Here is a 22,488-nt window from a genome sequence, read left to right as displayed (position 1 = left end):
TGGAGTATTCATTTAAAGAGGGGGAATTTTAATTGAATTTTATAATTGAGAAAATAGAGGGTTTACAAGGAGAATTTTCAAATCTTGTTTCCATGATGAATTACGCTCGCTATACAACAATGCAAGCAGTGGAAGGTTTAACAATTGAAGAACTTGATTATTTATATGATAAGGACGCAAATTCAATTGGTATGTTATTGTACCATATGGCTGCTATTGAATTTTACTACCAAATTCATACCTTTGAAGACCGTGAACCGACGGAAGCTGAATTAGAACATTGGTTACCTGCTATTGAGTTAGGGAACCTTGGACGCGAGAAAATAAAAGGAAAATCTATAAAATTTTACATCAATACATTACAAGAAGTACGTTCCAAAACGATTGCAACATTTCAATCATTACCTGATGAATGGCTGTTTAAAACAACAGACTTTTGGTATGACAAACCAGCTAACAACTACTTTAAATGGTTTCACGTTTTTGAAGATGAAATCAATCATCGCGGACAAATTCGTTTAATTAAAAAAATGCAAAAATCTCATTCAGTAAAATGAGAAAATGCCACCGAATAAGGTGGCATTTTCTTTTATTCATTAACGAATAACTTTTCGTTTACTTTTTTAACGATTACCACTACCGACATTAATATACATATTAAATACAGCATTTTCGCAATAAATAACCACCTTGAAACATTACAATTCCATCTAGTATCTCATTTCCTTTCAATAGCAAAAACGGAATTGTGCTGATTATAATGACAAACTCAATGCTGAAAACAATTTTCTTCTTTCGACTATATACTTTCCATTCCTTCCAGCGATACATAGGTGCAAAAATCAATGCTCCTATACATAATATAATCGGTATCCATTCACTTTTAAGAAATTGCCCTGAAATAACTGATAATAGTAAACAAACGAGCACACCATAATACCCTATTTTCTCTCTCATTCATACTCCCCATTCTACTTCTCCTTTAATATGTAACTTGCTATGCTTATAACAATTTTCAGAAAAATAACAACGACAATTACAATATAAAGACCTTTTGCAGACGACATCCATTCTTGAAAAATAGAGATTTTTTCCATTCGTTTCTGCCCTTCTATTAAAATAACTCCTATAAAAAATGAGCAAACAACAATGACACCTATCATAATTCCGATACTTTTCTTACTATATTGTTTCATATCATTCCAGTTATATAACAGTACAAAAACAAAGCCGAAAACAGGTATGATACTGATCCATTCATTGTTTGTAAACAAATTTAAAGTGATTAATAGACTACAAGATATAGTAAATCCCCAAAACCCAATTTTTTTGCGCATAAGCCCTCCTCGAATTCCATTTTTAGGATTATTTGTATTGCAACATCCATTTATCGTTCTTACCATTACAGTACATGAAATTTTACTTTTTTCTTTTTCCTATACTCACATACTTTCATTGCTTTCATACAATAAACTACACGAATGCCTAAAGGATGTGAATGTTATGGGAGTTGAATTAACGCTATTACACGCTCTCTACATTATTTGTTTACTCACTATTATTACCTTTTTTATTCTCCGAAAAGATACGACTATCATTTGTATTGTTTTTATCTTTTTATTAGCATTAACTGCAACAAGTTCTATCCCTCTTGCCATTAGCGGAATTTTTCAAAGTTTCATTTACGCCATTACTGAGCTATTACCAACTATATTAATCATCTCCATTATCGTATCAATGAGCAATTTACTCGTTCATACTGGCATAAATGATACGATGATTTCACCATTTACAAAAATGATTCGTACACCTACACTCGCCTACTGGATTATCGGCCTTTTAATGATGACCATTTCTTTCTTCTTTTGGCCTTCTCCAGCTGTCGCCTTAATGGGAGCTATTTTATTACCGGTTGCTGTACGTGTCGGCCTTCCTCCAATTGGGGTTGCAATTGCTATGAACTTATTTGGACACGGCATCGCCTTATCTGGAGACTTCGTTATTCAAGGTGCACCGAAATTAACTGCAGACGCGGCTGGTCTCCCTGTTTCCAGCGTCGTATCTGCAAGTGTTCCACTCGTTATCGTTATGGGCATTGTGACAACTTCTGTCGCTTTTTTCTTCTTACGAAAAGAGTTTCATACAGGCTTATCTATACAAGAAGCTATTCCATCAACTGAGTTTTCTAAAACGCTCACTTCATTATCTCCTCGCATAAAAAAATGGCTCGCTATTTGTATCCCTATCATATATATCATTGATATCCTTTGCATGATTCAATTTAAATTACAAGGAAGCGACGCAACTGCACTTATCGGCGGAACGACTGTTATTATGATTATCATCATTTCCCTCATCGCCTACAAAGGAAATGGACTGAATAAAACGACCGATTATTTCATAGAAGGGCTCCAATTTGGCTTTAAAATTTTCGGACCAGTTATTCCTATCGCTGCACTCTTTTATTTAGGAGATAGTGGATTTGTAAAAATTATCGGTGACTATTTACCGAAAGGTTCACACGGAATCATTAACGACTTAGGCATCGCTTTATCTCAAACTGTTCCTTTAAATCAATATGTATCGGCAGGGACATTAACCATCGTTGGTGTCATTACCGGCTTAGATGGATCAGGTTTTTCAGGTATATCACTTGCTGGTTCCATTGCCAATCTTTTTGGAACAGCACTTGGCCATGGAACAGCTACATTAACAGCACTCGGGCAAATTGCAGCTATATGGACCGGGGGCGGGACGTTAATTCCTTGGGCGCTTATTCCTGCTGCTGCAATTTGCAAGGTAGATCCATTTGAACTTGCACGCCGAAACTTTTTACCTGTTATTATCGGTTTAATTGTCACCACTATCTTTGCGATGTTTATTTTATAACGTAAGCAAGTGTTCTCTTGCTTACGTTTTTTCTTGTAAAATTCATCATGAATTACTGGTTTTCAACAGGGATTCGTTATCCCTTAGCGAAATTATATTAGGAGAGTAATTTTTTCAAAACGTTTACGAGAAACAGATTACTTCAATTAGAAAAGGGGACATAACTATGAATGAATTGATTTTCGTCTTATTAATTTGTCCGTTACTTATCTTTATCGTTTCTGTTATTGGAACGCGCAAGACGAAAACGTATTACGTAATGCCGATTGTAACGTTTGCTAGTTTTTTAATAATAGGTGTTATCGCCTTTACTCCAAAATTTTTCTTTTGGGTCGGCATGTATAGCATTTTCTCATTTATTGTTTCTTATGTGACTCTATTGTTTGTAAGAGGATATAAGCTTGCAGAAAGCGCTAAGTAGTTAAGGAGATTGTAATATGATTTTCTTTGATATTGATGGAACTTTACTTGAAATTATAACAATGATATAAAAAAACGACCGCGTTCCCCCGCGGTCGTCTTTTTTCGTGTTACGCTGTGATCCAAGCTTCGTTAGCTGGATTTTTACGCCACTCTTGTAATTTCTTCGTTTCAGCTTGTCCAATCATACCTTTTTCTGCTGCAACTTCAGTTAATGCACTGTAATCACTTAAAGAATATGATGCTACGTTCGCTGCTTCTAACTTTTCTTTTCCTGCTTCTAGCTCGTATGTGAAGATTGATACGATCCCTAATACTTCACAGCCAGCTTCGCGAAGTGCTTCTACACATGTAATTGCACTACCGCCAGTTGAAATTAGGTCCTCTACTACTACTACTTTTTGACCTTTTTCAGCTTTTCCTTCGATTTGGTTCCCTTTACCGTGACCTTTTGCTTTACTACGTACGTAGCACATTGGTAAATCCATACGATCGCTTACCCATGCAGCGTGCGCAATACCAGCAGTTGCTGTTCCTGCAATAACTTCTACAGTTGGGAAGTGCTCTTTAATTAACTCTTCTAATCCAGCTGCAATCGCTTGACGTACTTTTGGATAAGATAAAGTTAAACGGTTATCACAATAAATTGGTGATTTCATACCTGAAGACCATGTGAATGGATCGTTTGGTTGTAAAAATACTGCTCCAATTTCTAATAAATGCGATGCGATTTCTTTTTTCATACTGTTACACCTTCCCACTGTTGTTTTACTGTTTTATACGCTTCAAGCGGATTTTCTGCTTTTGTAATACTACGTCCAACTACGATGTAGCTTGAGCCAAGTTCCCTCGCACGTTTCGGTGTTGCTACGCGCACCTGGTCATTTACATCATCGCTTGCAAGACGAATCCCCGGTGTTACTGTTACAAATTCATTTCCGCATACTTCACGTAATTTTGGAACTTCAAGTGTTGAACAAACAACGCCATCAAGTCCACTTTCTTTCGTTAGTTTTGCATAATGAGCAACCGCTTCTTCTAACGTTTTCTCAATGCCGATCTCTTTTTTCATCATAGCTTCCGAAGTGCTTGTTAGTTGTGTAACTGCAATACAAATCGGTCTCTCTTTTCCTTCTTGCTTACCTTCCTCTAATCCCTCAATCGCAGCTTTCATCATACTGCTTCCCCCAGCAGCATGAACATTTACCATATCAACATCTAGACTAGCTAGGCTACGCATAGCGCTTTTTACTGTATTCGGAATATCATGAAGTTTTAAATCTAGAAAAATCTTATGTCCTTTTTCTTTTAAGTACGTAATAATCGCAGGGCCTTCTTTGTAAAATAACTCCATACCAACTTTGACAAATAACTTTTCCCCTTCAAAGTGGCGCAAGAATTGTTCTACATCTTGTTTCCCTGGAAAATCTAATGCAACGATTAACGACTGTGACATGTTTGCTTCCAGCTCCTTCCTTGACATTCCGAAATGTGATCAAATCCTAATTCATCTAGTAATGCTGGTAACTCTTCAATAATTGTCGGACATACGAACGGATCAATAAAGTTCGCTGTACCTACTGCAACTGCGCTTGCGCCAGCATAGAAGAATTCAATTACATCTTCCGCTGTCTCAATACCACCCATTCCGATAATCGGAATGTTTACCGCTTGGCTTACTTCATGTACCATACGAATTGCTACTGGCTTAATCGCAGGACCTGATAATCCACCTGTACGGTTTGCTAAAATTGGTTTAGCTGTTTTTAAATCTAGACGCATACCAAGCAATGTATTAATCATCGTTAAACCATCTGCACCTGCATTTTCAATCGCTTTTGCAATTTCCACAATGTTTGCCACATTCGGTGACAACTTCACGTATACAGGTACTTCAGAAACCTCTTTTACTCGCTTCGTTAAATCAGCAGCAATTTCAGGATTTGTACCAAAGGCGATACCACCTGTTTTTACGTTCGGACAAGAAATATTTAATTCTAGTGCATGGACATTAGGCGCTTTAGAAATTTCCTTCGCAACCGCTACGTAATCCTCAGCTTGTGAGCCTGCAACGTTCGCAATAATTGGAAGGTCAAATTGTTCTAACCATGGTAATTCAGAATTCATTACTTTGTCTAATCCCGGGTTTTGAAGTCCGATTGCATTTAACATACCGCCCGGTGTTTCAGCAACACGAGGCGTTGGATTTCCATAACGTGGTTGTTCTGTCGTCGCTTTAATCATGATTGATCCTAGTACACTTAAATCGTAAAACTGTGCATATTCACGACCAAACCCAAAGCATCCAGATGCCGGTATAATTGGATTTTTTAATGATAATCCTGGTAATTCAACTTGCAATCTGTTCATAGTACAACCTCCCCGATTGGAAATACTGGTCCGTCGCTACACACCTTCTTGTAAGAATGTCCACTTGGATCTTCTTGTAAGTGGCATACACATGCGAAACAAGCTCCAATACCACAGCCCATACGTTCTTCTAAAGAAATATAAGCTTTTTTCTCTTTGTAACGTCCTTCTAATGCACGAAGCATCGCTAACGGACCACATGAATAAAGAATATTAAAGTCAATTCCGTAATTATCAATTACATCTGTGACAAATCCTTTTGTACCGTGTGTACCGTCTACTGTCGCAACGTACGTATCACCAAGTTCTGCAAATTTTTCTTCATAGAAAACTACATCTTTCGTTTGAAAACCTAGGATGTGAATTACGCGTACCCCTTTTGCAACGAGGCGCTGTGATAATTCATAAAGTGGTGGTACACCAATTCCCCCGCCTACTAGTAAAGCTGTTTGACCAGCTTCTGCTTCTTCTACAGGAAAACCATGTCCTAGCGGTCCTAGTACGTCTACCATTTCACCTTGTTTTCTAGTTGCTAATGTTTTTGTCCCTTGTCCTTCTGCACGATATAGCATTGTAAATTCGTTCTTCTCTTGATCTACATTACAAATACTAATTGGGCGGCGCAGAAGGGGCGCAATGCCCTCTGCTACCTTAATGTGTACAAACTGCCCTGGTTCGTTCATTTGCTGTACTAACGTTCCTTGAAGCACTAATTCGTAAATATTTTTTGCGATTTCTTTTTGATTAACGACGATCATATTTTGCTTTTGCATCATGCATGTACCACCTCGTGACGCTTTGTTTGCGTAATTTCTTTCATTGAATGAGCTGAGAATGTCATAGATTCTAATACTCGTAAGATTGCTCTCGTTGTATCAAGTGATGTTAAGCAAGCCACACCATTTTCTACTGATTCACGGCGAATGCGGAAACCATCACGCGCTGGTTGTTTACCTTTTGTTAATGTGTTAATTACAAACTGTGCTTTTCCTTGACGGATAATATCTAGTAAGTTGTAGTCTTCAGAATCAATTTTGTTTACAACTTGTACTGGGATATTTTGCTCTGCTAACGATTGTGCTGTTCCAGCTGTTGCTAATAAGTTATAGCCGATTTCGTGGAAACGTTTTGCAATTTCCATTGCCTCTTCTTTATCTTTATCCGCTACAGTAATGATTACTGAGCCGTGCGTTGGGATGTTAATTCCAGAAGCAACTAATCCTTTATATAATGCTTTTTCAAGCGTTAAGTCTTTACCCATTACTTCCCCTGTTGATTTCATTTCAGGTCCTAATGTTGTATCAACTGAGCGTAGTTTCGCGAATGAGAATACCGGAGCTTTTACATATACTTCTTTCTCTTCTGGGTGATAGCCAGTTCCGTATCCTTGCTCTACTAGGTCTTGCCCTAAAATAACTTTCGTTGCAACATTCGCCATCGGTACGCCTGTAATTTTACTTAAGAACGGTACTGTACGGCTTGCACGTGGATTTACTTCAATTACGTACACTTGATCTTTGAATACTACAAACTGGATATTTAGTAATCCAACAATGTTTAATCCTTTTCCAAGTGCAATTGTATGTTCAATGATTTGTTCTTTTAGTTTTTCAGATAAACTTTGTGGTGGATATACTCCAATTGAGTCACCAGAGTGAACTCCAGCGCGTTCAATATGTTCCATAATACCTGGAATGAATACATTCTCACCATCCGAAATTGCATCTACTTCAATTTCTTTACCAACCATGTAACGGTCGATTAATACTGGGTGATCTGCATGAACTTTAACTGCATTTTTCATGTAGTGCAGCAGTTCTTCTTGACGATATACGATTTCCATTGCACGTCCACCTAGTACGTAAGATGGTCTTACTAATACTGGGTAACCAATTTCTTCTGCGATTGCTACCGCTTGTTCTACAGTCGTTGCTGTTTTACCAACTGGTTGCGGGATGCCAAGTTTTGTTAAAGCAGCTTCGAATTTATCACGATCTTCTGCACGGTCTAAGTCTTCAAGTGATGTTCCTAAAATTTTCACACCGTGTTCTTCTAGTTTCGCTGCTAAGTTAATTGCCGTTTGTCCACCGAACTGAACGATAACACCTTCTGGTTTTTCTAAATCGATAATGTGCATTACATCTTCAATCGTTAATGGTTCAAAGTATAATTTGTCAGAAATACTGAAGTCTGTTGAAACTGTTTCTGGGTTGTTGTTAATGATAATTGCTTCATATCCAGCTTCTTTAATTGCCCATACTGAGTGAACTGTTGCGTAATCAAACTCAACACCTTGACCAATGCGGATCGGACCAGATCCTAGAACTACTACACTCTTACGATCTGTTACAATCGATTCATTTTCGTCCGCATATGTGCTGTAGTAATATGGCGTTGCAGATTCAAACTCTGCCGCACAAGTATCTACCATTTTGAATACTGGCATCATATTATTTTCTTTACGCATATCGTAAATTTCGCGCTCCGTTTTGTTCCAAGCTGCTGCAATGTAGTGATCGCTGAAGCCCATTTCTTTTGCAGTTTGTAGTACTTCCATATTTCCTACGTTCGCTTTTACTTCACGTTCCATATTTACGATGTTTTCAACTTTTTGTAAGAAGAAGAAGTCCATTTCACACCATTCATTGATTTCTTCTTTCGTTACACCTTGGCGAATTGCTTCTGCTACAATAAACAGTCGTTCATCATCCGCTTTAATGATACGTTTTTTCATCGTTTCTTTATCAAGTTCTTTTAAGTGGTCTAATTCTAAGTGATAAATGCCAAGCTCTAAAGAACGAACTGCTTTTAGTAATGATTCTTCTAAGTTACGTCCGATTGACATAACTTCACCAGTTGCTTTCATTTGTGTTCCAAGCGTTCTGTTCGCTGATTCAAACTTATCAAACGGCCAACGTGGAATTTTTGAAACAACATAGTCTAACGCTGGCTCGAAACAAGCGTAAGTTTTTTGTGTTACTGGGTTTACAATTTCATCTAACGTTAAGCCGACTGCAATTTTTGCTGCTAATTTCGCAATTGGATATCCAGTTGCTTTAGATGCTAGTGCAGATGAACGACTTACACGTGGATTTACTTCGATTACATAGTATTGGAAGCTATATGGATCAAGCGCAAGCTGAACGTTACATCCGCCTTCAATTCCTAGTGCACGAATAATTCGTAATGAAGTGTTACGTAACATTTGATATTCACGGTCACTTAGCGTTTGGCTCGGTGCTACTACAATCGAATCACCTGTGTGAACACCAACTGGATCGATGTTTTCCATGTTACATACTACAATCGCGTTATCATTTGAATCACGCATTACTTCATATTCAATTTCCTTACAGCCAGCAATACTTTTCTCTAATAAACATTGTGTTACTGGACTATGTTTTAAACCACTTGTTACGATTTCAATTAGCTCTTCTTCGTTATGGCAAATTCCGCCGCCCGTTCCTCCTAATGTGAACGCTGGTCGAACGATTACTGGGTAACCAATTTCATTTACAAATCCATATGCTTCATCAAGGTTATGAATAATTTCACTTGGTGGTGTTGGTTCATTTAAATCTTGCATTAATGTACGGAATAAATCACGATCTTCCGCTTGCTCGATTGCTGATAATTTTGTTCCTAAAATTTCAACTCCGCACTCGTCAAGTACGCCTGATTTTGCAAGTTCAACAGCCATGTTTAAACCTGTTTGACCACCTAATGTTGGTAGGATTGCATCAGGACGTTCTTTACGAATAATACGGCTTACGAATTCTAATGTTAATGGCTCGATGTATACTTTATCTGCTGTTGCAGTATCCGTCATAATTGTTGCTGGGTTAGAGTTAACAAGGATTACTTTGTAACCTTCCTCTTTAAGAGATTGACAAGCTTGTGTACCAGAGTAGTCAAACTCCGCTGCTTGCCCAATTACAATTGGTCCTGATCCGATTACTAAAATTGTGTTAATGTCTAGGCGTTTTGGCATAACTCTTCCCCTTCTTTCTTGAAGTTTTCAATCATTGTTAAGAAATCTTCGAATAAATCATTTGCATCTTCTGGTCCCGCTGAAGCTTCTGGATGGTATTGTACTGTAAATGCTGGGAACTTCTTATGACGAAGACCTTCTACCGTTCCATCGTTTAAAGCAACATGTGTAATTTCAAGATCTGTATTTTCAACTGATTCTTCTTCTACTGCGTATCCGTGGTTTTGAGATGTAATTGCTACTTTTCCAGTTGCAAGATTTTTTACTGGATGGTTTAAACCACGGTGACCAAATTTCAACTTACTTGTATTTGCACCTGATGCTAGAGCGAACAATTGATGTCCTAGGCAAATTCCGAATAAAGGAACTTTACCGATAATGTCTTTTAACATTTCAATTGCTTCTGGTACATCTTTCGGATCTCCAGGTCCATTACTTAACATAATTCCATCTGGGCTAAGGCGTAAAATTTCTTCTGCTGTTGTGTTGTAAGGAACTACAATTACATCACAGTCACGCTTATTTAATTCTCGTAAAATACCATGTTTCATACCGAAGTCTACTAGTACAACTCGGTGACCACGACCTGGGCTTGGGTATGGATCTTTCGTTGATACGCGTTTTACATGATCTGTAAATACTGTCGCTTTTAATTGACTTACAATGTACTCTACATCTGCATCCATATTACAAAGGCGTCCGCGTAATGTACCGTATTGACGAATTTTTCTCGTTAATTTTCTCGTATCAATCCCTGCTAATCCTGGGATATTTCTTTCTTTCAAGTAATCATTTAACGAAATTTCATTACGGAAGTTTGATGGATGATCACAAATTTCGTTTACGATTAAACCATTTACAGATGGGTGAATGGATTCAAAATCGTCACGGTTAATGCCGTAGTTTCCGATTAATGGGTACGTGAATGTTACGATTTGACCGCAATATGATGGATCAGATAATGTTTCTTGATATCCAGTCATTCCTGTTGTAAATACAACCTCACCTGACTTTTCGATTTCGCCTCCGAAACCTGTTCCAATTAATACTGTTCCATCTTCTAAGATAAGTTGTCTTTTCATACTAATGCACTCTCCTTTTGCCATGCGATCTTACCACCAACGATTGTCATTACCGGCCATCCTTGGCATTTCCAACCTGCGAATGGTGTATTTTTTCCTTTTGATAAGAATGTTGTTGGGTCAATCTCTTCTTCTTGTTCTAAATCAATGATTGTAATATCAGCTGTTCTACCTTCTTTCAGGCGACCTGCTTCTAAGCCGAATGTATCAGCTGGCTTTTCTGTTAAGAATTGAATTAATTGTTCTAATGTAATAATTCCTTTTTTCACAAGGTTTGTGTATAGAAGTGGGAATGCTGTTTCAAAACCAGTAATTCCAAACGGTGCTCTTTCAATTCCTTGTGCTTTCTCTTCCGCTGTATGCGGTGCATGGTCAGTTGCAATCATATCGATCGTTCCATCTAATAAACCTTCAATTAATGCTGCATGGTCTTCTTTTCCACGAAGCGGTGGGTTCATTTTAAAGTTAGGATCAGCTGATGGGATATCATCTTCACATAACACTAGGTGATGCGGTGTTACTTCTGCTGTTACTTTAATTCCAGCGCGTTTCGCATCACGGATTACACGTACCGAACCTTTCGTACTTACATGACATACGTGATAGTGGCAATCTGCTGCTTCAGCAAGCAGTATATCCCTTGCAATATGTACAGATTCACATACTGATGGGATACCGTTTAATCCGTGTTTCTCAGAAAACTTCCCTTCATGTACACAACCTTTATTAATAAGCGTATTCTCTTCACAGTGCGCAACTACTGCCATATCTAATTTTGCTGCACGTTTCATAGCCGCTAACATCATGCTCGCATCTTGTACGCCTACGCCGTCATCTGTGAAAGCAAATGCTCCAAGTTCTTTTAATGTTTCGAAATCTGTCATTTCAGAACCAGCTTGACGTACTGTAATTGCTCCGTATGGTAGTACGTTAACATGAGCTTTTTCTTCAATACGTTTTTGCAAGTCTTCCATATGTTCTCTGCAATCTGGTACCGGACGTGTATTTGGCATTGCGCAAATTGTAGTGAATCCACCTTTTGCCGCTGCTAGTGTACCTGTTTCAATTGTTTCTTTATGTTCACCACCTGGTTCACGAAGATGTACGTGTACATCTACTAATCCAGGTGCGATTAACTTTCCGTTCACATCGATTACTTCAGCATTATCTGCCGTAATATTTTCTGCTACCTTAGCGATTTTACCGTCTTGTACGAGAAGATCCGTTGCTACGATTTTTCCTTCTTCATTCATATAACGACCATTTTTAAACAAATAATTCATGTTTCATTCCTCCTAATACATTTGGTAAGGCGCGTTTTAGTACAGCCATTCTTACGTAAACTCCATTTTCCATTTGTTTAAATATGCGTGAACGCTCACACTCAACAAGTTCACTTGCAATTTCAACATCACGGTTTACAGGAGCTGGATGCATAATAATGCTTCCTTCTTTCATACGCTTTTCTCTTTCTACTGTTAATCCGTGTTTCTCATGATATTCTTTCATAATGTCTGTTTCATAATGATCATGACGCTCATGTTGTACACGGAGTAACATCATTACATCAACTTCTGGAACAAGTTCATCTAATGGTTTGTATGTTCCAAATGTGTTGTCTTCATCTTTCCACTCTTCTGGACTTGCAAAGTAAATTGTTGCACCAAGCTTCGTTAATGCTTCTGCATTAGAACGTGCTACTCGGCTATGACGAACATCTCCTACTATTGCAATCTTCAAACCTTCAAATCTTCCAAACTCTTGTTTAATTGTAAGAAGATCGAGTAGGCACTGCGTTGGGTGGTTTCCGCATCCATCTCCAGCGTTTAAGATTGGAATATTCACCTGATCTTTTAGTTCATCGAAGTAGCGATCTTGCTCGTGGCGGATGACCACTGCTTTTGTTCCGATTGATTCTAGTGTTCTTATCGTATCGTATAAAGTTTCTCCTTTTTGTACGCTAGATGCATCAGCTGAAAAGTTTAAAACATCAAGTCCTAATCTCTTCTCAGCAACTTCAAAGCTAAATCTCGTTCTCGTACTATTCTCAAAAAACAAGTTCGCAACAAAAGTTTGCTCTGTCGTTTTGCTCTCTTTTCCATTCGCAAAATCTTCTGCATCTTTTAGGATTTCTGAAATTTCTACTTTCGATAATTCACTCATCGTTAACAAATGGCTCATCGTCATCCCTCATCTTTCTGATTTTTATGTTACCACTTTTGAATTTTTATAACAACCTTTGCATAAAAATACCCTAGTCATGTGAGACTAGGGTGCAAGAAAGAAGCCACCCTTTCCGGTCTCACAGGACTGAATTAAAAGGTTATTATTATGAAGCAATCTGCTTAGATTGTTTTATTTGTTTCGTTTCCGGTAGTAGTAGATTTAACAGTACACCTACAATTGCTGCTAGTGCCATTCCTTCTACTTGGAATGATTCTCCTACGTGAAGTACCGCTCCACCAATACCGATTACTAATATTACTGATGCAATCATTAAGTTTCGTTTGTCACTTAAATCTGTTTTATCATCTACCATCATGCGTAATCCGCTTGATGCGATTACACCGAATAGTAAGATTGATACACCACCCATAACTGGTGTTGGGATCGAATGAATCAGTGCAGAAATCTTACCGATAAACCCGAACATGATTGCGAATACTGCTGAACCGATGAATAAGTATACACTGTATGCTCTCGTAATTGCTAGCACGCCGATGTTTTCACCATACGTTGTATTCGGTGGCCCACCGATTAGTGACGCAATTAATGTTGCTACTCCGTCACCGAAGATTGAACGGTGTAAACCTGGTTTTTCAATTAAATCTCTTTTAATAACATTTCCAAGAACAATTTGATGTCCGATATGTTCTGATATTGTTACTAGTGCAACTGGTACCATCAAGAGTACAATCTTCCATGAAAACTCTGGTGTATATGTTACAAATGGTACTGTGAAATCTGGTACAACAAACCATTTTGCCTCAGCTACCGGCTTTAAGTCTACTAGCCCTTGGAAGTAAGCGAAGATATATCCGCCGATAATGCCAAGTAACACTGGTATGATACTGAAAAATCCTCTTCCAAATATCGAGCATATAATTGTAATTGCTAATGTTACTAACGCTACTGAAAAGTGTGTAAAGCTATATTTGCCATCCGCACCGTTCATCGCCATATTAACTGCTGTATGTGCTAAAGCTAGACCGATTACCATTACTACTGGACCAACTACGATTGGTGGTAGTAATTTCATAATCCACTCTGATCCTGATTTCTTAATTCCTAGTGAGATTAAGATGTACACAAGTCCTGCTAGCAAACCACCAAGCATTGCTGCTCCCGGTCCACCTGCCGTTTTCGCTGTTATAATCGGTGCGATAAAGGCGAATGATGATCCTAGATAGGCAGGTACTTGACCTTTCGTTATAAGAAGGAACGCTAACGTTCCTAATCCACTTGATATTAATGCTACTGATGGATTCAATCCTGTTAAAAACGGAACAAGCACTGTTGATCCAAACATCGCGAACAAATGTTGTATACTTAAAAATAACCATTTTCCCGGTTTCGGTACTTCATTAACGTCTAACACTGGCTTTTGTTCCATTGTTACATCCTCCTTCAGTTTAAATCTTTGCAATAAAAAAACTCTTTGTGCCTGTGCACAAAGAGTCCTACACTTTCGTATGCCAAATTTGACATATGAAAGCCAAGACCCTTTGGCAGCCTCACAGGACTACATTTAAAAGGGCTTTACTTATCGTATATGCTTACTCGATCTTGTTGATCTGTCTCTTGCAAATCAACTTCGATACGCTCTTCACTTGATGTTGGAATGTTCTTCCCTACATAATCAGCGCGAATTGGTAATTCGCGATGACCTCTATCAACAAGAACCGCCAATTGGATTTGAGATGGTCTACCTAAATCCATAAGAGCATCCATTGCTGCTCGAACTGTTCTTCCTGTATATAATACGTCATCCACAAGGATAACTTTCTTCTTCGTAATATCTACAGGGATATCAGAACCTTTTACAAGTGGTTCTTTATTTTTCGATTGTAGTGTTAAATCATCACGATATAACGTAATGTCTAACTCTCCAACTTCCATTTCTTTTCCTTCAATTTGACCAATTCGTTCTGCCAAACGTTGTGCAATAAAAATTCCACGAGTTTTAATTCCGACAAGAACACAATTATCGACACCTTTATTTCGTTCCACGATTTCATGACTAATTCGTGTTAAAGCGCGGCGAATCATTTGGTCATCTAAAACGACAGCTTTCTCTTGCATGCTCTACACCTCCAAGCTTTTTTCTTGCGTGAGAGTAATGGTATAAAAAAAGTCCTCTCAGCGTGTGCGAGAGGACTTTTGAAAAAAGGGTACAACATACCCTAAGTATTTCAAACCGTTACCTTCTCAACCTCACGGGGCTGTGTTAAAGGATCATTATTTAACTGTTGTCAGTATCTCAGTTTTCTTATGATTTGTCAATACTATTTTCGTAAAATATTTAATACGTCTTCAAACACTTCTGGAATCGGTGCCTCAAACTGAATATATTCACCAGTACGAGGATGATCAAAGCCTAAAATACCCGCATGAAGTGCTTGTCCATTCATATCTAACGTTTTCTTCGGACCATACTTCGGATCTCCTGCAAGTGGATAGCCAATATATTTCATATGAACACGAATTTGGTGCGTACGTCCCGTTTCTAAGCGACATTCTACAAGCGTAAAGTCTTTAAAGCGTTCTAACACTTGGAAGTGCGTAACAGCGTTCTTACCATTTTCATCAACTGTCATACTTTGACGCTCTTTCTTATCACGAGCAATCGGAGCATCAATCGTTCCCTTATCATGCGGAATCACACCGTGTACAATCGCTTTGTAACGTCTCGTTACTGTTTTTGCTACAAGCTGATTTACAAGCGATTCATGTGCCATATCATTTTTAGCAACCATTAATAGTCCAGATGTATCTTTATCGATACGATGCACGATACCTGGACGCATTACACCGTTAATGCCTGATAAGTCTGTACAATGGTGCATAAGGCCGTTTACAAGTGTACCACTTGTATGCCCTGGTGCTGGATGTACAACCATACCACGTGGCTTATTTACAACAAGCACATCTGCATCTTCATAATAAATTTCTAAATTTAAATCCTCTGGTTGAATATCTAACTCTTCTGGTTCAGGAATTGTTACTGTAATTTCATCTTCTTCTTTTACTTTATAATTCCCTTTTACCGCTTTTCCGTTTACTGTCACAACGTCATCTTTAATCCATTGCTGCACTTGCGTACGTGACCATTCGTTATTTATCCCTGCAACGAATTTATCAATTCGCTCGTTTTTTTGCTCTGCTGCAACTGTTACTTGTACTACTTCACTCATTCAATTACTCCTTCGCTTTCTTGCCTTCTAATAATGTTTGAATAATAATTAATACAACACCAATACATAATGCTGAATCAGCTATATTGAATACTGGATAGTTGTACGAGAAAATATACACGTGAATGAAATCCACTACTTCTTGTCTAAATACACGATCAATAAAGTTACCAATTGCCCCGCCCAAAATTAGGCTTAACGAAATACCTAGAAGCTTGTCTGTTTTCGCATACTTTTTCATATAAAATACAATAAACACTACAAAAACAACTGTAATAATGTAGAAGAACCACATTTTATTTTCTAAAATACCCCAAGCAGCGCCTCTATTTCGATGTGATGTTATGTATAATACATTGTCGATAATCGGAATACTCGTACCCAATTCCATGTTCTTTACAATTAACCACTTCGATATTTGATCGATAGCAATGACGAATAACGCTATTACATAATATATCATTTTCATTTCCCCCACAAAGACAGTGTACCTCAAAATTTTAGCATAGCTGCTACCTTTTCACAATGAACCTTTATAGAAGAATAAAATAAATTTAAAAAGGTAATATAATATCGTTGTGCGTATTCATACATTTACCTTTTCGTAGAAGAATTCATGAATCGTACGGGCAGTCGGCATTGTCTTCATTTGCTTTGTCGAAATTAATCTCCCCGTCTCTTCACAAATACCATACATGTCTATTTCCATTTTAAATAATGCGCGTTCTACATCCTTTAAATCCTCTTTTATATCATGTAATAGCAATTTTTTCTTTATCTCTTCCTTAATTTCATATCCAAGCTCTTGGCTGAACTCGACATCATATTTGTGCATTACTTCTTTAGCTAGTCTCTCTTGCAACTCTTTTCTCATCAATTGCAATTCTTCTTTTATTTCCATGTAAATTTCATTCACGTGTACATTCCTCCTAGCTGTAATGTACAGTTAGTGTGTCCGAAATTTATTTGCTTACCTCACACACATTTTTCCTTCACAGGAAAGAGTCTGAAAGTGATCTTGATATGCCATCAACAAAAAAACTGACCGCATCAATAGCAGTCAGTTTTTTATTATTTTACATAGTTTTCTTTAACAACTGTTGCACAACGCTCACATAATGTTTCATGTTCAGCATCTTTACCAATTGTTTCTGAAACTACCCAACAACGTTCACATGTTTCACCAGTTGCTTGAACAACAACAACCGCTGTATGTTCATACTTCGGTGCATCTGCTGGCGCTTCATCCATCATACCACCAAGTTTATACTCAGAAACGATGAATAATTGCTTTAAGTCTTCGCTAATAGACTCTAACATAGCTTTCATTTCTGCAGTTGGATATAGCGTAATGCTTGCATTTAATGACTTACCGATTACTTTTTCATTACGAGCTACTTCTAGTGCTTTTAACACGTCATCACGTAATGTCATAAATGCATCCCATTTTGTTTTTAACGCTTCCGCGTCATCTAATTGTACAGCTTCTGGCATATCAGTTAATTGTACACTTTCTTCTGTTACGCCTGGAATATATGGCCATACTTCATCAGCTGTGTGCGGTAAGATTGGTGTTACAAGTTTCGTTAACGCAACAAGAACATCATATAATACAGTTTGAATTGCACGACGATCTTCGTGGTTTGCACCTTCAATGTATAAAATGTCTTTTGCAAAGTCTAAGTAGAATGAACTTAAATCAATTGTACAGAAGTTATGAATTGCATGATACACAGCAGCGAAGTCGTATGTCTCATATGCTTCTTTAACTTTTGTAATCAAGTCATTTAATTTTACTAACATGTAACGATCTACTTCACGAAGTTCAGCTACAGCTACTGCATTTTCACTTGGCTTAAAGTCGTCTAAGTTTCCTAATAAGAAACGGAATGTGTTACGGATTTTACGATACACTTCTGCTACTTGTTTTAAAATATCATCTGAAATACGTACGTCAGATTGATAGTCAACAGAAGATACCCATAAGCGTAAAATGTCTCCGCCTAATTGATCCATGATTTTCTTCGGTACGACGATGTTTCCAATCGACTTACTCATTTTACGTCCTTCACCATCTAGTACGAAACCGTGGCTTAGTACGCCTTTATATGGAGCTTTACCTGTTACAGCAACTGCTGTTGATAATGAAGAGTTAAACCAACCACGATACTGGTCAGATCCTTCTAAATATAAATCAGCTGGACGCTGTAAATCTTCGCGCTCTTCTAATACCGCTTGGTGAGAAGAACCTGAATCGAACCATACATCCATGATGTCTGTTTCTTTACGGAATTCACCATTTGGGCTACCTGGATGTGTAAATCCTTCTGGTAATAGATCTTTCGCTTCACGCTCGAACCATACGTTAGAACCGTTTTCACGGAATAAATCTGCTACATGGTTAATTGTTTCATCCGTAATAATTGGATCACCATTCTCAGCATAGAATACCGGAATTGGCACACCCCATGCACGCTGACGAGAAATACACCAGTCACCACGGTCACGAACCATATTATGAAGACGAGTTTCTCCCCATGCTGGTACCCATTTTGTTTCTGCTACAGCTTCTATTAATTCTTTACGGAATGCTTCAATAGATGCAAACCACTGTGCTGTCGCACGGAAAATAATTGGTTTTTTCGTTCTCCAATCATGTGGGTATGAATGTGTAATGAATGTTAGTTTCAGTAACGCGCCTACTTCTTCTAATTTTTCTGTAATTGGTTTGTTAGCTTTATCATAGAATAAGCCTTCAAATCCAGGTGCCTCATTTGTTAATACACCTTTATCATCGACTGGGCAAAGTACTTCTAATCCATACTTTTTACCAACAACGAAGTCATCTTCCCCGTGTCCTGGTGCTGTATGAACACAACCTGTACCTGCATCTGTTGTTACGTGATCTCCTAGCATAACTAATGAATCACGATCGTAGAATGGATGTTTTGCAACTGTATACTCAAGTTCGCTACCTTTTACTGTTTTCATAACTTCAGCATTTTCCCACTCTAACGTTTTTGCAACTGTCTCAAACAGCTCAGAAGCAATGATATATTTCTCATCATTTACTTTTACAATGCTATATTCAAGCTCTGGATGAACAGAAATACCTAAGTTTGCAGGTAATGTCCAAGGTGTTGTTGTCCAAATGATGTACTTTTCATCACCTTCTAATACGTTCTTTCCATCTTTTACAGGAAATGCTACGTAAATAGAAGCTGATTTTTTATCTTGATATTCAATTTCAGCTTCCGCTAAAGCAGATTCACTCGTTGGAGACCAGTAAACTGGTTTTTGACCTTTATAGATATAACCTTTTTTCGCCATGTCACCAAACACTTTAATTTGTTGTGCTTCATAAGCTGGCTCTAAAGTAATATATGGATTATCCCAATCTGCACGTACACCTAGACGCTTAAATTGTTCACGTTGACGTTCTACTTGTTCATATGCATACTCTGCACATAACTTACGGAACTCAGCAACTGTCATTTCTTTACGTTTTACACCTTTATTTGTTAAAGCTTGTTCAATTGGTAAACCGTGCGTATCCCATCCCGGAACATATGGCGCACTAAAACCAGTCATTGATTTATAACGAACAATAAAGTCTTTTAATACTTTATTTAATGCATGTCCCATATGAATGTCACCATTCGCATATGGAGGTCCATCATGCAATACAAATAAAGGACGACCTTTTGTATGTTCTTGTACTTTTTCGTAAATATTCATTTCAGCCCATTTTTCTTGCATTGCAGGCTCACGTTTTGGTAAATTCCCACGCATTGGGAACTCTGTTTTTGGCATCAGTAATGTATTTTTGTACTCCATGCTCAATTCCTCCTTACATGTATAAAAGAAATACTTAAAAAACGGAATAAAAAAGAGACCTTCTCATCCCAAAAAGGGACGAGAAAGTCTCCCGCGGTACCACCCTAGTAGATCATATACATATGTATAGAATCCTCTTTATATTCTTAACGCGAATACACGCCTACGCTTACTCTATTTGTTCAGCGCGGAACTCCAGGGTGATATTCCCACTATCTCCTTATCCTGAGCTTACACCATCCTCAGTTCGCTATATAAGGTTTGAAAAGGTACTTATCCCTATCTTCGTTTTTCTTAATAAATATGTTGTTTAAAATTATATGTAATAATGAGAAAAACGTCAAGCTTACACTGTTTCTTCTTTTTTCAACAGTTCATCTACTTCGTCTTCTAATTCAATTAGTTTATCCCAATCATCGTTGTTTAACATCTCAAGCTGTGTTTCTAATAACATACGGAAACGAGTTCGGAATACTTTCGCTTGTTTCTTTAGCTCTTCAATATCAAAAGCAACTTTTCTTGATTTTACTAATGCTTCGTTAATAATACGATCAGCATTCTTTTCAGCTTCACGCACAATTAATTTCGCTTCTTTTTGCGCATTACGTTTTACTTCTTCCGCTGCTTCTTGTGCAACAACGATAGATTTGTTTAACGTATCTTCAATATTAGAGAAATGATCTAACTTCCCTTCTAACTGCGCAACTTTTTCTTCTAAAGCTTTTTTCTCACGAATGACCAATTCATAATCTTTGATAATTTGATCAAGAAACTCATTTACTTGATCTTCATCATAGCCACGGAATCCGCGACCAAATTCTTTGTTATGAATATCTAATGGTGTTAACGGCACAACGCCACCTCCAAGTAGTTATCTAAATTTCCTCTTTCAATTATATCTTTTCTTCGACAAAATAGGAGGATTTCCTTCTAAAAAACCAATCATTTTAGTATACCATACAAAATTCTCCATTTGTCGCGTTTTGTTCTACCTTCTACAGAAAATAATTTACTTCGGCCATATCCTCTAACAGAAAAAACATCTCCTGGATAACATTCATAAGAAGTTTGCTCCACTGTTTTCCAATTGACTTTTACTAAACCATTTTTTATGAAAGGTTGTACTTTCTGTCTAGATAAATGTAACATTTCAGCTAACATAACATCTAAACGAAGTGAAGAAACCGTTCCAGATTTCTCTCCCCACGTTTCATGTATCTGTAGAATTTGTTCTCCTTGCACTGACGCTAAAGAGACTTTTACTTTCCCTATTGATTGTAAGTTCATCTCAATATACGATACAATTTCTTTCGCAACTACAATTTGGGCACGATTTTCTTGCAGCAAAATATCACCACATTTTTCTCTTGTTAAACCAAGAGACATAAATGTACCTAATATTTGCCTATGTTCTAGCGTATAAAACTTGGAAGGATAGTCAATTTCTAATACTTCTACTTGAAATTCTTCTTCATTTAATTCTAGATAGTCTGGATAAATAAGTGCTCTTTTACGCTCTGCATTAGGCGTTGCACCACCAAATTGCACAGCAACATCACCTTGTCCTATTACCATAGAAACAATTTGTTGTTGCCTAGGATCGAGAAAATCCGTTAACTTCACTTGATGGTACTCCGCCGCTCGCTTCCACTCTAGCACTTTATCCACAAAGACCTCCTCATCAGGCCTAAAATGTTCGTAGATGCTCATGTATTTACCTTCTTACTATAAGAAATAGCTTAATAAACTGAACAAACCAGTTTTAGCAAGTTTCAACGCAAAGATCGCAACGATTGGAGAAATATCAATCATTCCAAGCGGCGGAATAAAGCGGCGGAATGGTTCTAAATACGGTTCACAAATACGTGCCAGGAACTCTCCAAAAGATGATTCCTTTGCACCAGGAAACCATGATAGGAGAATGTAAATAATAAGTGCCCACGAGTAAATCTCGATAGCATAACTTAACACTATAAAAACTGTTGTCATGGCGTATTACCACCTCTTTATATTTGTTTCTTCTTCTTCACCGAATAACTCTGAAATCGCACCAACAATATCTACATTTTCAGGTGTACACATAAATGTTTTCGGCCCTATTTTTTGAATATCCCCGCCTATAGCGTATACAGTACCACTTAAAAAGTCAACGATACGTACCGCTTGATCAGTAGACATTCTCTGCAAATTAATTACAACAGCTCGTCTACCTTTTAAGTGGTCCGCAATCCCTTGTGCTTCCGAATATGTGCGTGGTTCTAATAAAACAACTTTTGAAGATTGTTTTGCTGTTTCAATACTCACAACGTTTTGCTTCGGTTGCGCTTTCGGAAACGTAACGTCTTGTTGTTCTGGTGGATCTTGCTGCTTTTTCATGTCTGTTTGCTCCTTTTCATAACCATATTGAGCTGCTTCTTTTTCTTCCGGTGTATCAAAAAAGAAGTATTTTACTTTTGACCAACTCATAATAAGATTCTCCTTCCTT

22 protein-coding genes, 1 pseudogene and 1 other annotated feature are annotated in these 22,488 nt (G+C 37.7%); of the genes and pseudogenes, 3 read left to right on the top strand and 20 right to left on the bottom strand.

Annotated features, from left to right (window positions below):
- Window positions 1-32 precede the first annotated feature (32 nt).
- The gene (locus tag GBN78_RS02250; RefSeq protein ID WP_001009251.1) at window positions 33-557 is read left to right on the top strand and encodes a DinB family protein; all 525 of its coding nucleotides are present in this window, start codon (window positions 33-35) and stop codon (window positions 555-557) included.
- A 32-nt stretch (window positions 558-589) separates the two neighbouring features.
- Here the strand turns inward: GBN78_RS02250 and GBN78_RS02245 are convergent.
- Both GBN78_RS02245 and GBN78_RS02240 read right to left on the bottom strand, forming a co-directional pair.
- Window positions 590-957 (bottom strand): annotated as a pseudogene (locus tag GBN78_RS02245) (YoqO family protein).
- Between the two features lie 14 nt (window positions 958-971).
- Window positions 972-1,337 (bottom strand): YoqO family protein, encoded by a 366-nt coding sequence (locus GBN78_RS02240; protein ID WP_001227566.1) that lies wholly within the window; start codon window positions 1,335-1,337, stop codon window positions 972-974.
- Window positions 1,338-1,503: 166 nt separating this feature from the next.
- Between GBN78_RS02240 and GBN78_RS02235 the strand changes: the two genes are divergently transcribed.
- Together GBN78_RS02235 and GBN78_RS02230 are read left to right on the top strand one after the other, a co-directional pair.
- Window positions 1,504-2,889 carry a hypothetical protein gene (locus tag GBN78_RS02235; RefSeq protein WP_000537868.1) on the top strand — a complete coding sequence of 462 codons (1,386 nt, stop codon included), beginning with the start codon at window positions 1,504-1,506 and terminating at the stop codon, window positions 2,887-2,889.
- 166 nt (window positions 2,890-3,055) lie between these two features.
- A complete protein-coding gene (locus GBN78_RS02230; RefSeq protein WP_001003936.1) occupies window positions 3,056-3,310 on the top strand; it encodes a YbeF family protein in 255 nt (84 codons plus the stop codon).
- 109 nt (window positions 3,311-3,419) lie between these two features.
- On the opposite strand, the gene pyrE is transcribed toward GBN78_RS02230, so the two are convergent.
- The 18 genes from pyrE to GBN78_RS02140 form a co-directional block, all read right to left on the bottom strand.
- The gene (pyrE, locus tag GBN78_RS02225; RefSeq protein ID WP_000711449.1) at window positions 3,420-4,052 is read right to left on the bottom strand and encodes an orotate phosphoribosyltransferase; all 633 of its coding nucleotides are present in this window, start codon (window positions 4,050-4,052) and stop codon (window positions 3,420-3,422) included.
- Window positions 4,049-4,765 carry an orotidine-5'-phosphate decarboxylase gene (gene pyrF, locus GBN78_RS02220; RefSeq protein WP_000083505.1) on the bottom strand — a complete coding sequence of 239 codons (717 nt, stop codon included), beginning with the start codon at window positions 4,763-4,765 and terminating at the stop codon, window positions 4,049-4,051. Before pyrF ends, pyrE begins: the two co-directional genes overlap by 4 nt.
- Entirely contained in the window at window positions 4,750-5,679 is a 930-nt protein-coding gene (gene pyrD / locus GBN78_RS02215) for a dihydroorotate oxidase B catalytic subunit (RefSeq protein ID WP_001081049.1), read from the bottom strand. Before pyrD ends, pyrF begins: the two co-directional genes overlap by 16 nt.
- Window positions 5,676-6,455, bottom strand: coding sequence for a dihydroorotate oxidase B electron transfer subunit (gene pyrK / locus GBN78_RS02210; RefSeq protein WP_070184349.1), 780 nt, complete (start codon window positions 6,453-6,455; stop codon window positions 5,676-5,678). The genes pyrD and pyrK overlap by 4 nt, the downstream gene beginning before the upstream one ends.
- Window positions 6,452-9,670 (bottom strand): carbamoyl-phosphate synthase large subunit, encoded by a 3,219-nt coding sequence (carB, locus tag GBN78_RS02205; RefSeq protein WP_001126100.1) that lies wholly within the window; start codon window positions 9,668-9,670, stop codon window positions 6,452-6,454. Before carB ends, pyrK begins: the two co-directional genes overlap by 4 nt.
- A complete protein-coding gene (locus tag GBN78_RS02200) occupies window positions 9,655-10,752 on the bottom strand; it encodes a carbamoyl phosphate synthase small subunit (protein WP_000828680.1) in 1,098 nt (365 codons plus the stop codon). The genes carB and GBN78_RS02200 overlap by 16 nt, the downstream gene beginning before the upstream one ends.
- Window positions 10,749-12,035 (bottom strand): dihydroorotase, encoded by a 1,287-nt coding sequence (pyrC, locus tag GBN78_RS02195; protein WP_001108366.1) that lies wholly within the window; start codon window positions 12,033-12,035, stop codon window positions 10,749-10,751. Before pyrC ends, GBN78_RS02200 begins: the two co-directional genes overlap by 4 nt.
- Window positions 12,019-12,933: an aspartate carbamoyltransferase gene (gene pyrB, locus GBN78_RS02190; RefSeq protein ID WP_061138980.1), complete on the bottom strand. Its 915-nt coding sequence runs from the start codon at window positions 12,931-12,933 to the stop codon at window positions 12,019-12,021. Before pyrB ends, pyrC begins: the two co-directional genes overlap by 17 nt.
- A 148-nt stretch (window positions 12,934-13,081) precedes the next feature.
- The gene (uraA, locus tag GBN78_RS02185) at window positions 13,082-14,365 is read right to left on the bottom strand and encodes a uracil permease (RefSeq protein ID WP_000435928.1); all 1,284 of its coding nucleotides are present in this window, start codon (window positions 14,363-14,365) and stop codon (window positions 13,082-13,084) included.
- 146 nt (window positions 14,366-14,511) lie between these two features.
- Complete coding sequence (gene pyrR / locus GBN78_RS02180; RefSeq protein WP_001156491.1) at window positions 14,512-15,054, bottom strand: bifunctional pyrimidine operon transcriptional regulator/uracil phosphoribosyltransferase; 543 nt, start codon at window positions 15,052-15,054, stop codon at window positions 14,512-14,514.
- A gap of 203 nt (window positions 15,055-15,257) precedes the next feature.
- Window positions 15,258-16,166, bottom strand: coding sequence for an RluA family pseudouridine synthase (locus GBN78_RS02175; protein WP_000005830.1), 909 nt, complete (start codon window positions 16,164-16,166; stop codon window positions 15,258-15,260).
- A gap of 4 nt (window positions 16,167-16,170) precedes the next feature.
- Window positions 16,171-16,629 (bottom strand): lipoprotein signal peptidase LspA, encoded by a 459-nt coding sequence (gene lspA / locus GBN78_RS02170; protein ID WP_000642184.1) that lies wholly within the window; start codon window positions 16,627-16,629, stop codon window positions 16,171-16,173.
- 123 nt (window positions 16,630-16,752) lie between these two features.
- Window positions 16,753-17,082 (bottom strand): TraR/DksA C4-type zinc finger protein, encoded by a 330-nt coding sequence (locus GBN78_RS02165; protein ID WP_001002956.1) that lies wholly within the window; start codon window positions 17,080-17,082, stop codon window positions 16,753-16,755.
- A 155-nt stretch (window positions 17,083-17,237) separates the two neighbouring features.
- The gene (gene ileS2 / locus GBN78_RS02160; RefSeq protein ID WP_000455949.1) at window positions 17,238-20,003 is read right to left on the bottom strand and encodes an isoleucine--tRNA ligase; all 2,766 of its coding nucleotides are present in this window, start codon (window positions 20,001-20,003) and stop codon (window positions 17,238-17,240) included.
- Window positions 20,004-20,074: 71 nt separating this feature from the next.
- Window positions 20,075-20,298: a binding site (T-box leader), on the bottom strand.
- Between the two features lie 51 nt (window positions 20,299-20,349).
- Complete coding sequence (gene divIVA / locus GBN78_RS02155; RefSeq protein WP_001131611.1) at window positions 20,350-20,856, bottom strand: septum site-determining protein DivIVA; 507 nt, start codon at window positions 20,854-20,856, stop codon at window positions 20,350-20,352.
- An 89-nt stretch (window positions 20,857-20,945) separates the two neighbouring features.
- Window positions 20,946-21,713 carry a YlmH family RNA-binding protein gene (locus GBN78_RS02150; protein WP_002098127.1) on the bottom strand — a complete coding sequence of 256 codons (768 nt, stop codon included), beginning with the start codon at window positions 21,711-21,713 and terminating at the stop codon, window positions 20,946-20,948.
- A 15-nt stretch (window positions 21,714-21,728) separates the two neighbouring features.
- Window positions 21,729-21,992, bottom strand: coding sequence for a YggT family protein (locus GBN78_RS02145; RefSeq protein ID WP_000214233.1), 264 nt, complete (start codon window positions 21,990-21,992; stop codon window positions 21,729-21,731).
- 6 nt (window positions 21,993-21,998) lie between these two features.
- The gene (locus GBN78_RS02140; RefSeq protein ID WP_000119129.1) at window positions 21,999-22,469 is read right to left on the bottom strand and encodes a cell division protein SepF; all 471 of its coding nucleotides are present in this window, start codon (window positions 22,467-22,469) and stop codon (window positions 21,999-22,001) included.
- Window positions 22,470-22,488 lie beyond the last annotated feature (19 nt).

The sequence above is a fragment of the Bacillus sp. B2-WWTP-C-10-Post-4 genome, assembly GCF_009183805.1.
Classification (GTDB): Bacteria; Bacillota; Bacilli; order Bacillales; family Bacillaceae_G; genus Bacillus_A; species Bacillus_A cereus.
This window is presented reverse-complemented; position numbering and strand designations above follow the sequence as displayed.

Bases quoted from the DNA above. Each gene is read 5' to 3' on its own strand.
- GBN78_RS02240 (WP_001227566.1), bottom strand. From the start codon at position 1,337: ATGCGCAAAAAAATTGGGTTTTGGGGATTTACTATATCTTGTAGTCTA.
- GBN78_RS02235 (WP_000537868.1), top strand. From the start codon at position 1,504: ATGGGAGTTGAATTAACGCTATTACACGCTCTCTACATTATTTGTTTA.
- GBN78_RS02230 (WP_001003936.1), top strand. From the start codon at position 3,056: ATGAATGAATTGATTTTCGTCTTATTAATTTGTCCGTTACTTATCTTT.
- pyrE (WP_000711449.1), bottom strand. From the start codon at position 4,052: ATGAAAAAAGAAATCGCATCGCATTTATTAGAAATTGGAGCAGTATTT.
- pyrF (WP_000083505.1), bottom strand. From the start codon at position 4,765: ATGTCACAGTCGTTAATCGTTGCATTAGATTTTCCAGGGAAACAAGAT.
- pyrD (WP_001081049.1), bottom strand. From the start codon at position 5,679: ATGAACAGATTGCAAGTTGAATTACCAGGATTATCATTAAAAAATCCA.
- pyrK (WP_070184349.1), bottom strand. From the start codon at position 6,455: ATGATGCAAAAGCAAAATATGATCGTCGTTAATCAAAAAGAAATCGCA.
- carB (WP_001126100.1), bottom strand. From the start codon at position 9,670: ATGCCAAAACGCCTAGACATTAACACAATTTTAGTAATCGGATCAGGA.
- GBN78_RS02200 (WP_000828680.1), bottom strand. From the start codon at position 10,752: ATGAAAAGACAACTTATCTTAGAAGATGGAACAGTATTAATTGGAACA.
- pyrC (WP_001108366.1), bottom strand. From the start codon at position 12,035: ATGAATTATTTGTTTAAAAATGGTCGTTATATGAATGAAGAAGGAAAA.
- pyrB (WP_061138980.1), bottom strand. From the start codon at position 12,933: ATGAGCCATTTGTTAACGATGAGTGAATTATCGAAAGTAGAAATTTCA.
- uraA (WP_000435928.1), bottom strand. From the start codon at position 14,365: ATGGAACAAAAGCCAGTGTTAGACGTTAATGAAGTACCGAAACCGGGA.
- pyrR (WP_001156491.1), bottom strand. From the start codon at position 15,054: ATGCAAGAGAAAGCTGTCGTTTTAGATGACCAAATGATTCGCCGCGCT.
- GBN78_RS02175 (WP_000005830.1), bottom strand. From the start codon at position 16,166: ATGAGTGAAGTAGTACAAGTAACAGTTGCAGCAGAGCAAAAAAACGAG.
- lspA (WP_000642184.1), bottom strand. From the start codon at position 16,629: ATGATATATTATGTAATAGCGTTATTCGTCATTGCTATCGATCAAATA.
- ileS2 (WP_000455949.1), bottom strand. From the start codon at position 20,003: ATGGAGTACAAAAATACATTACTGATGCCAAAAACAGAGTTCCCAATG.
- GBN78_RS02150 (WP_002098127.1), bottom strand. From the start codon at position 21,713: ATGAGCATCTACGAACATTTTAGGCCTGATGAGGAGGTCTTTGTGGAT.
- GBN78_RS02145 (WP_000214233.1), bottom strand. From the start codon at position 21,992: ATGACAACAGTTTTTATAGTGTTAAGTTATGCTATCGAGATTTACTCG.
- GBN78_RS02140 (WP_000119129.1), bottom strand. From the start codon at position 22,469: ATGAGTTGGTCAAAAGTAAAATACTTCTTTTTTGATACACCGGAAGAA.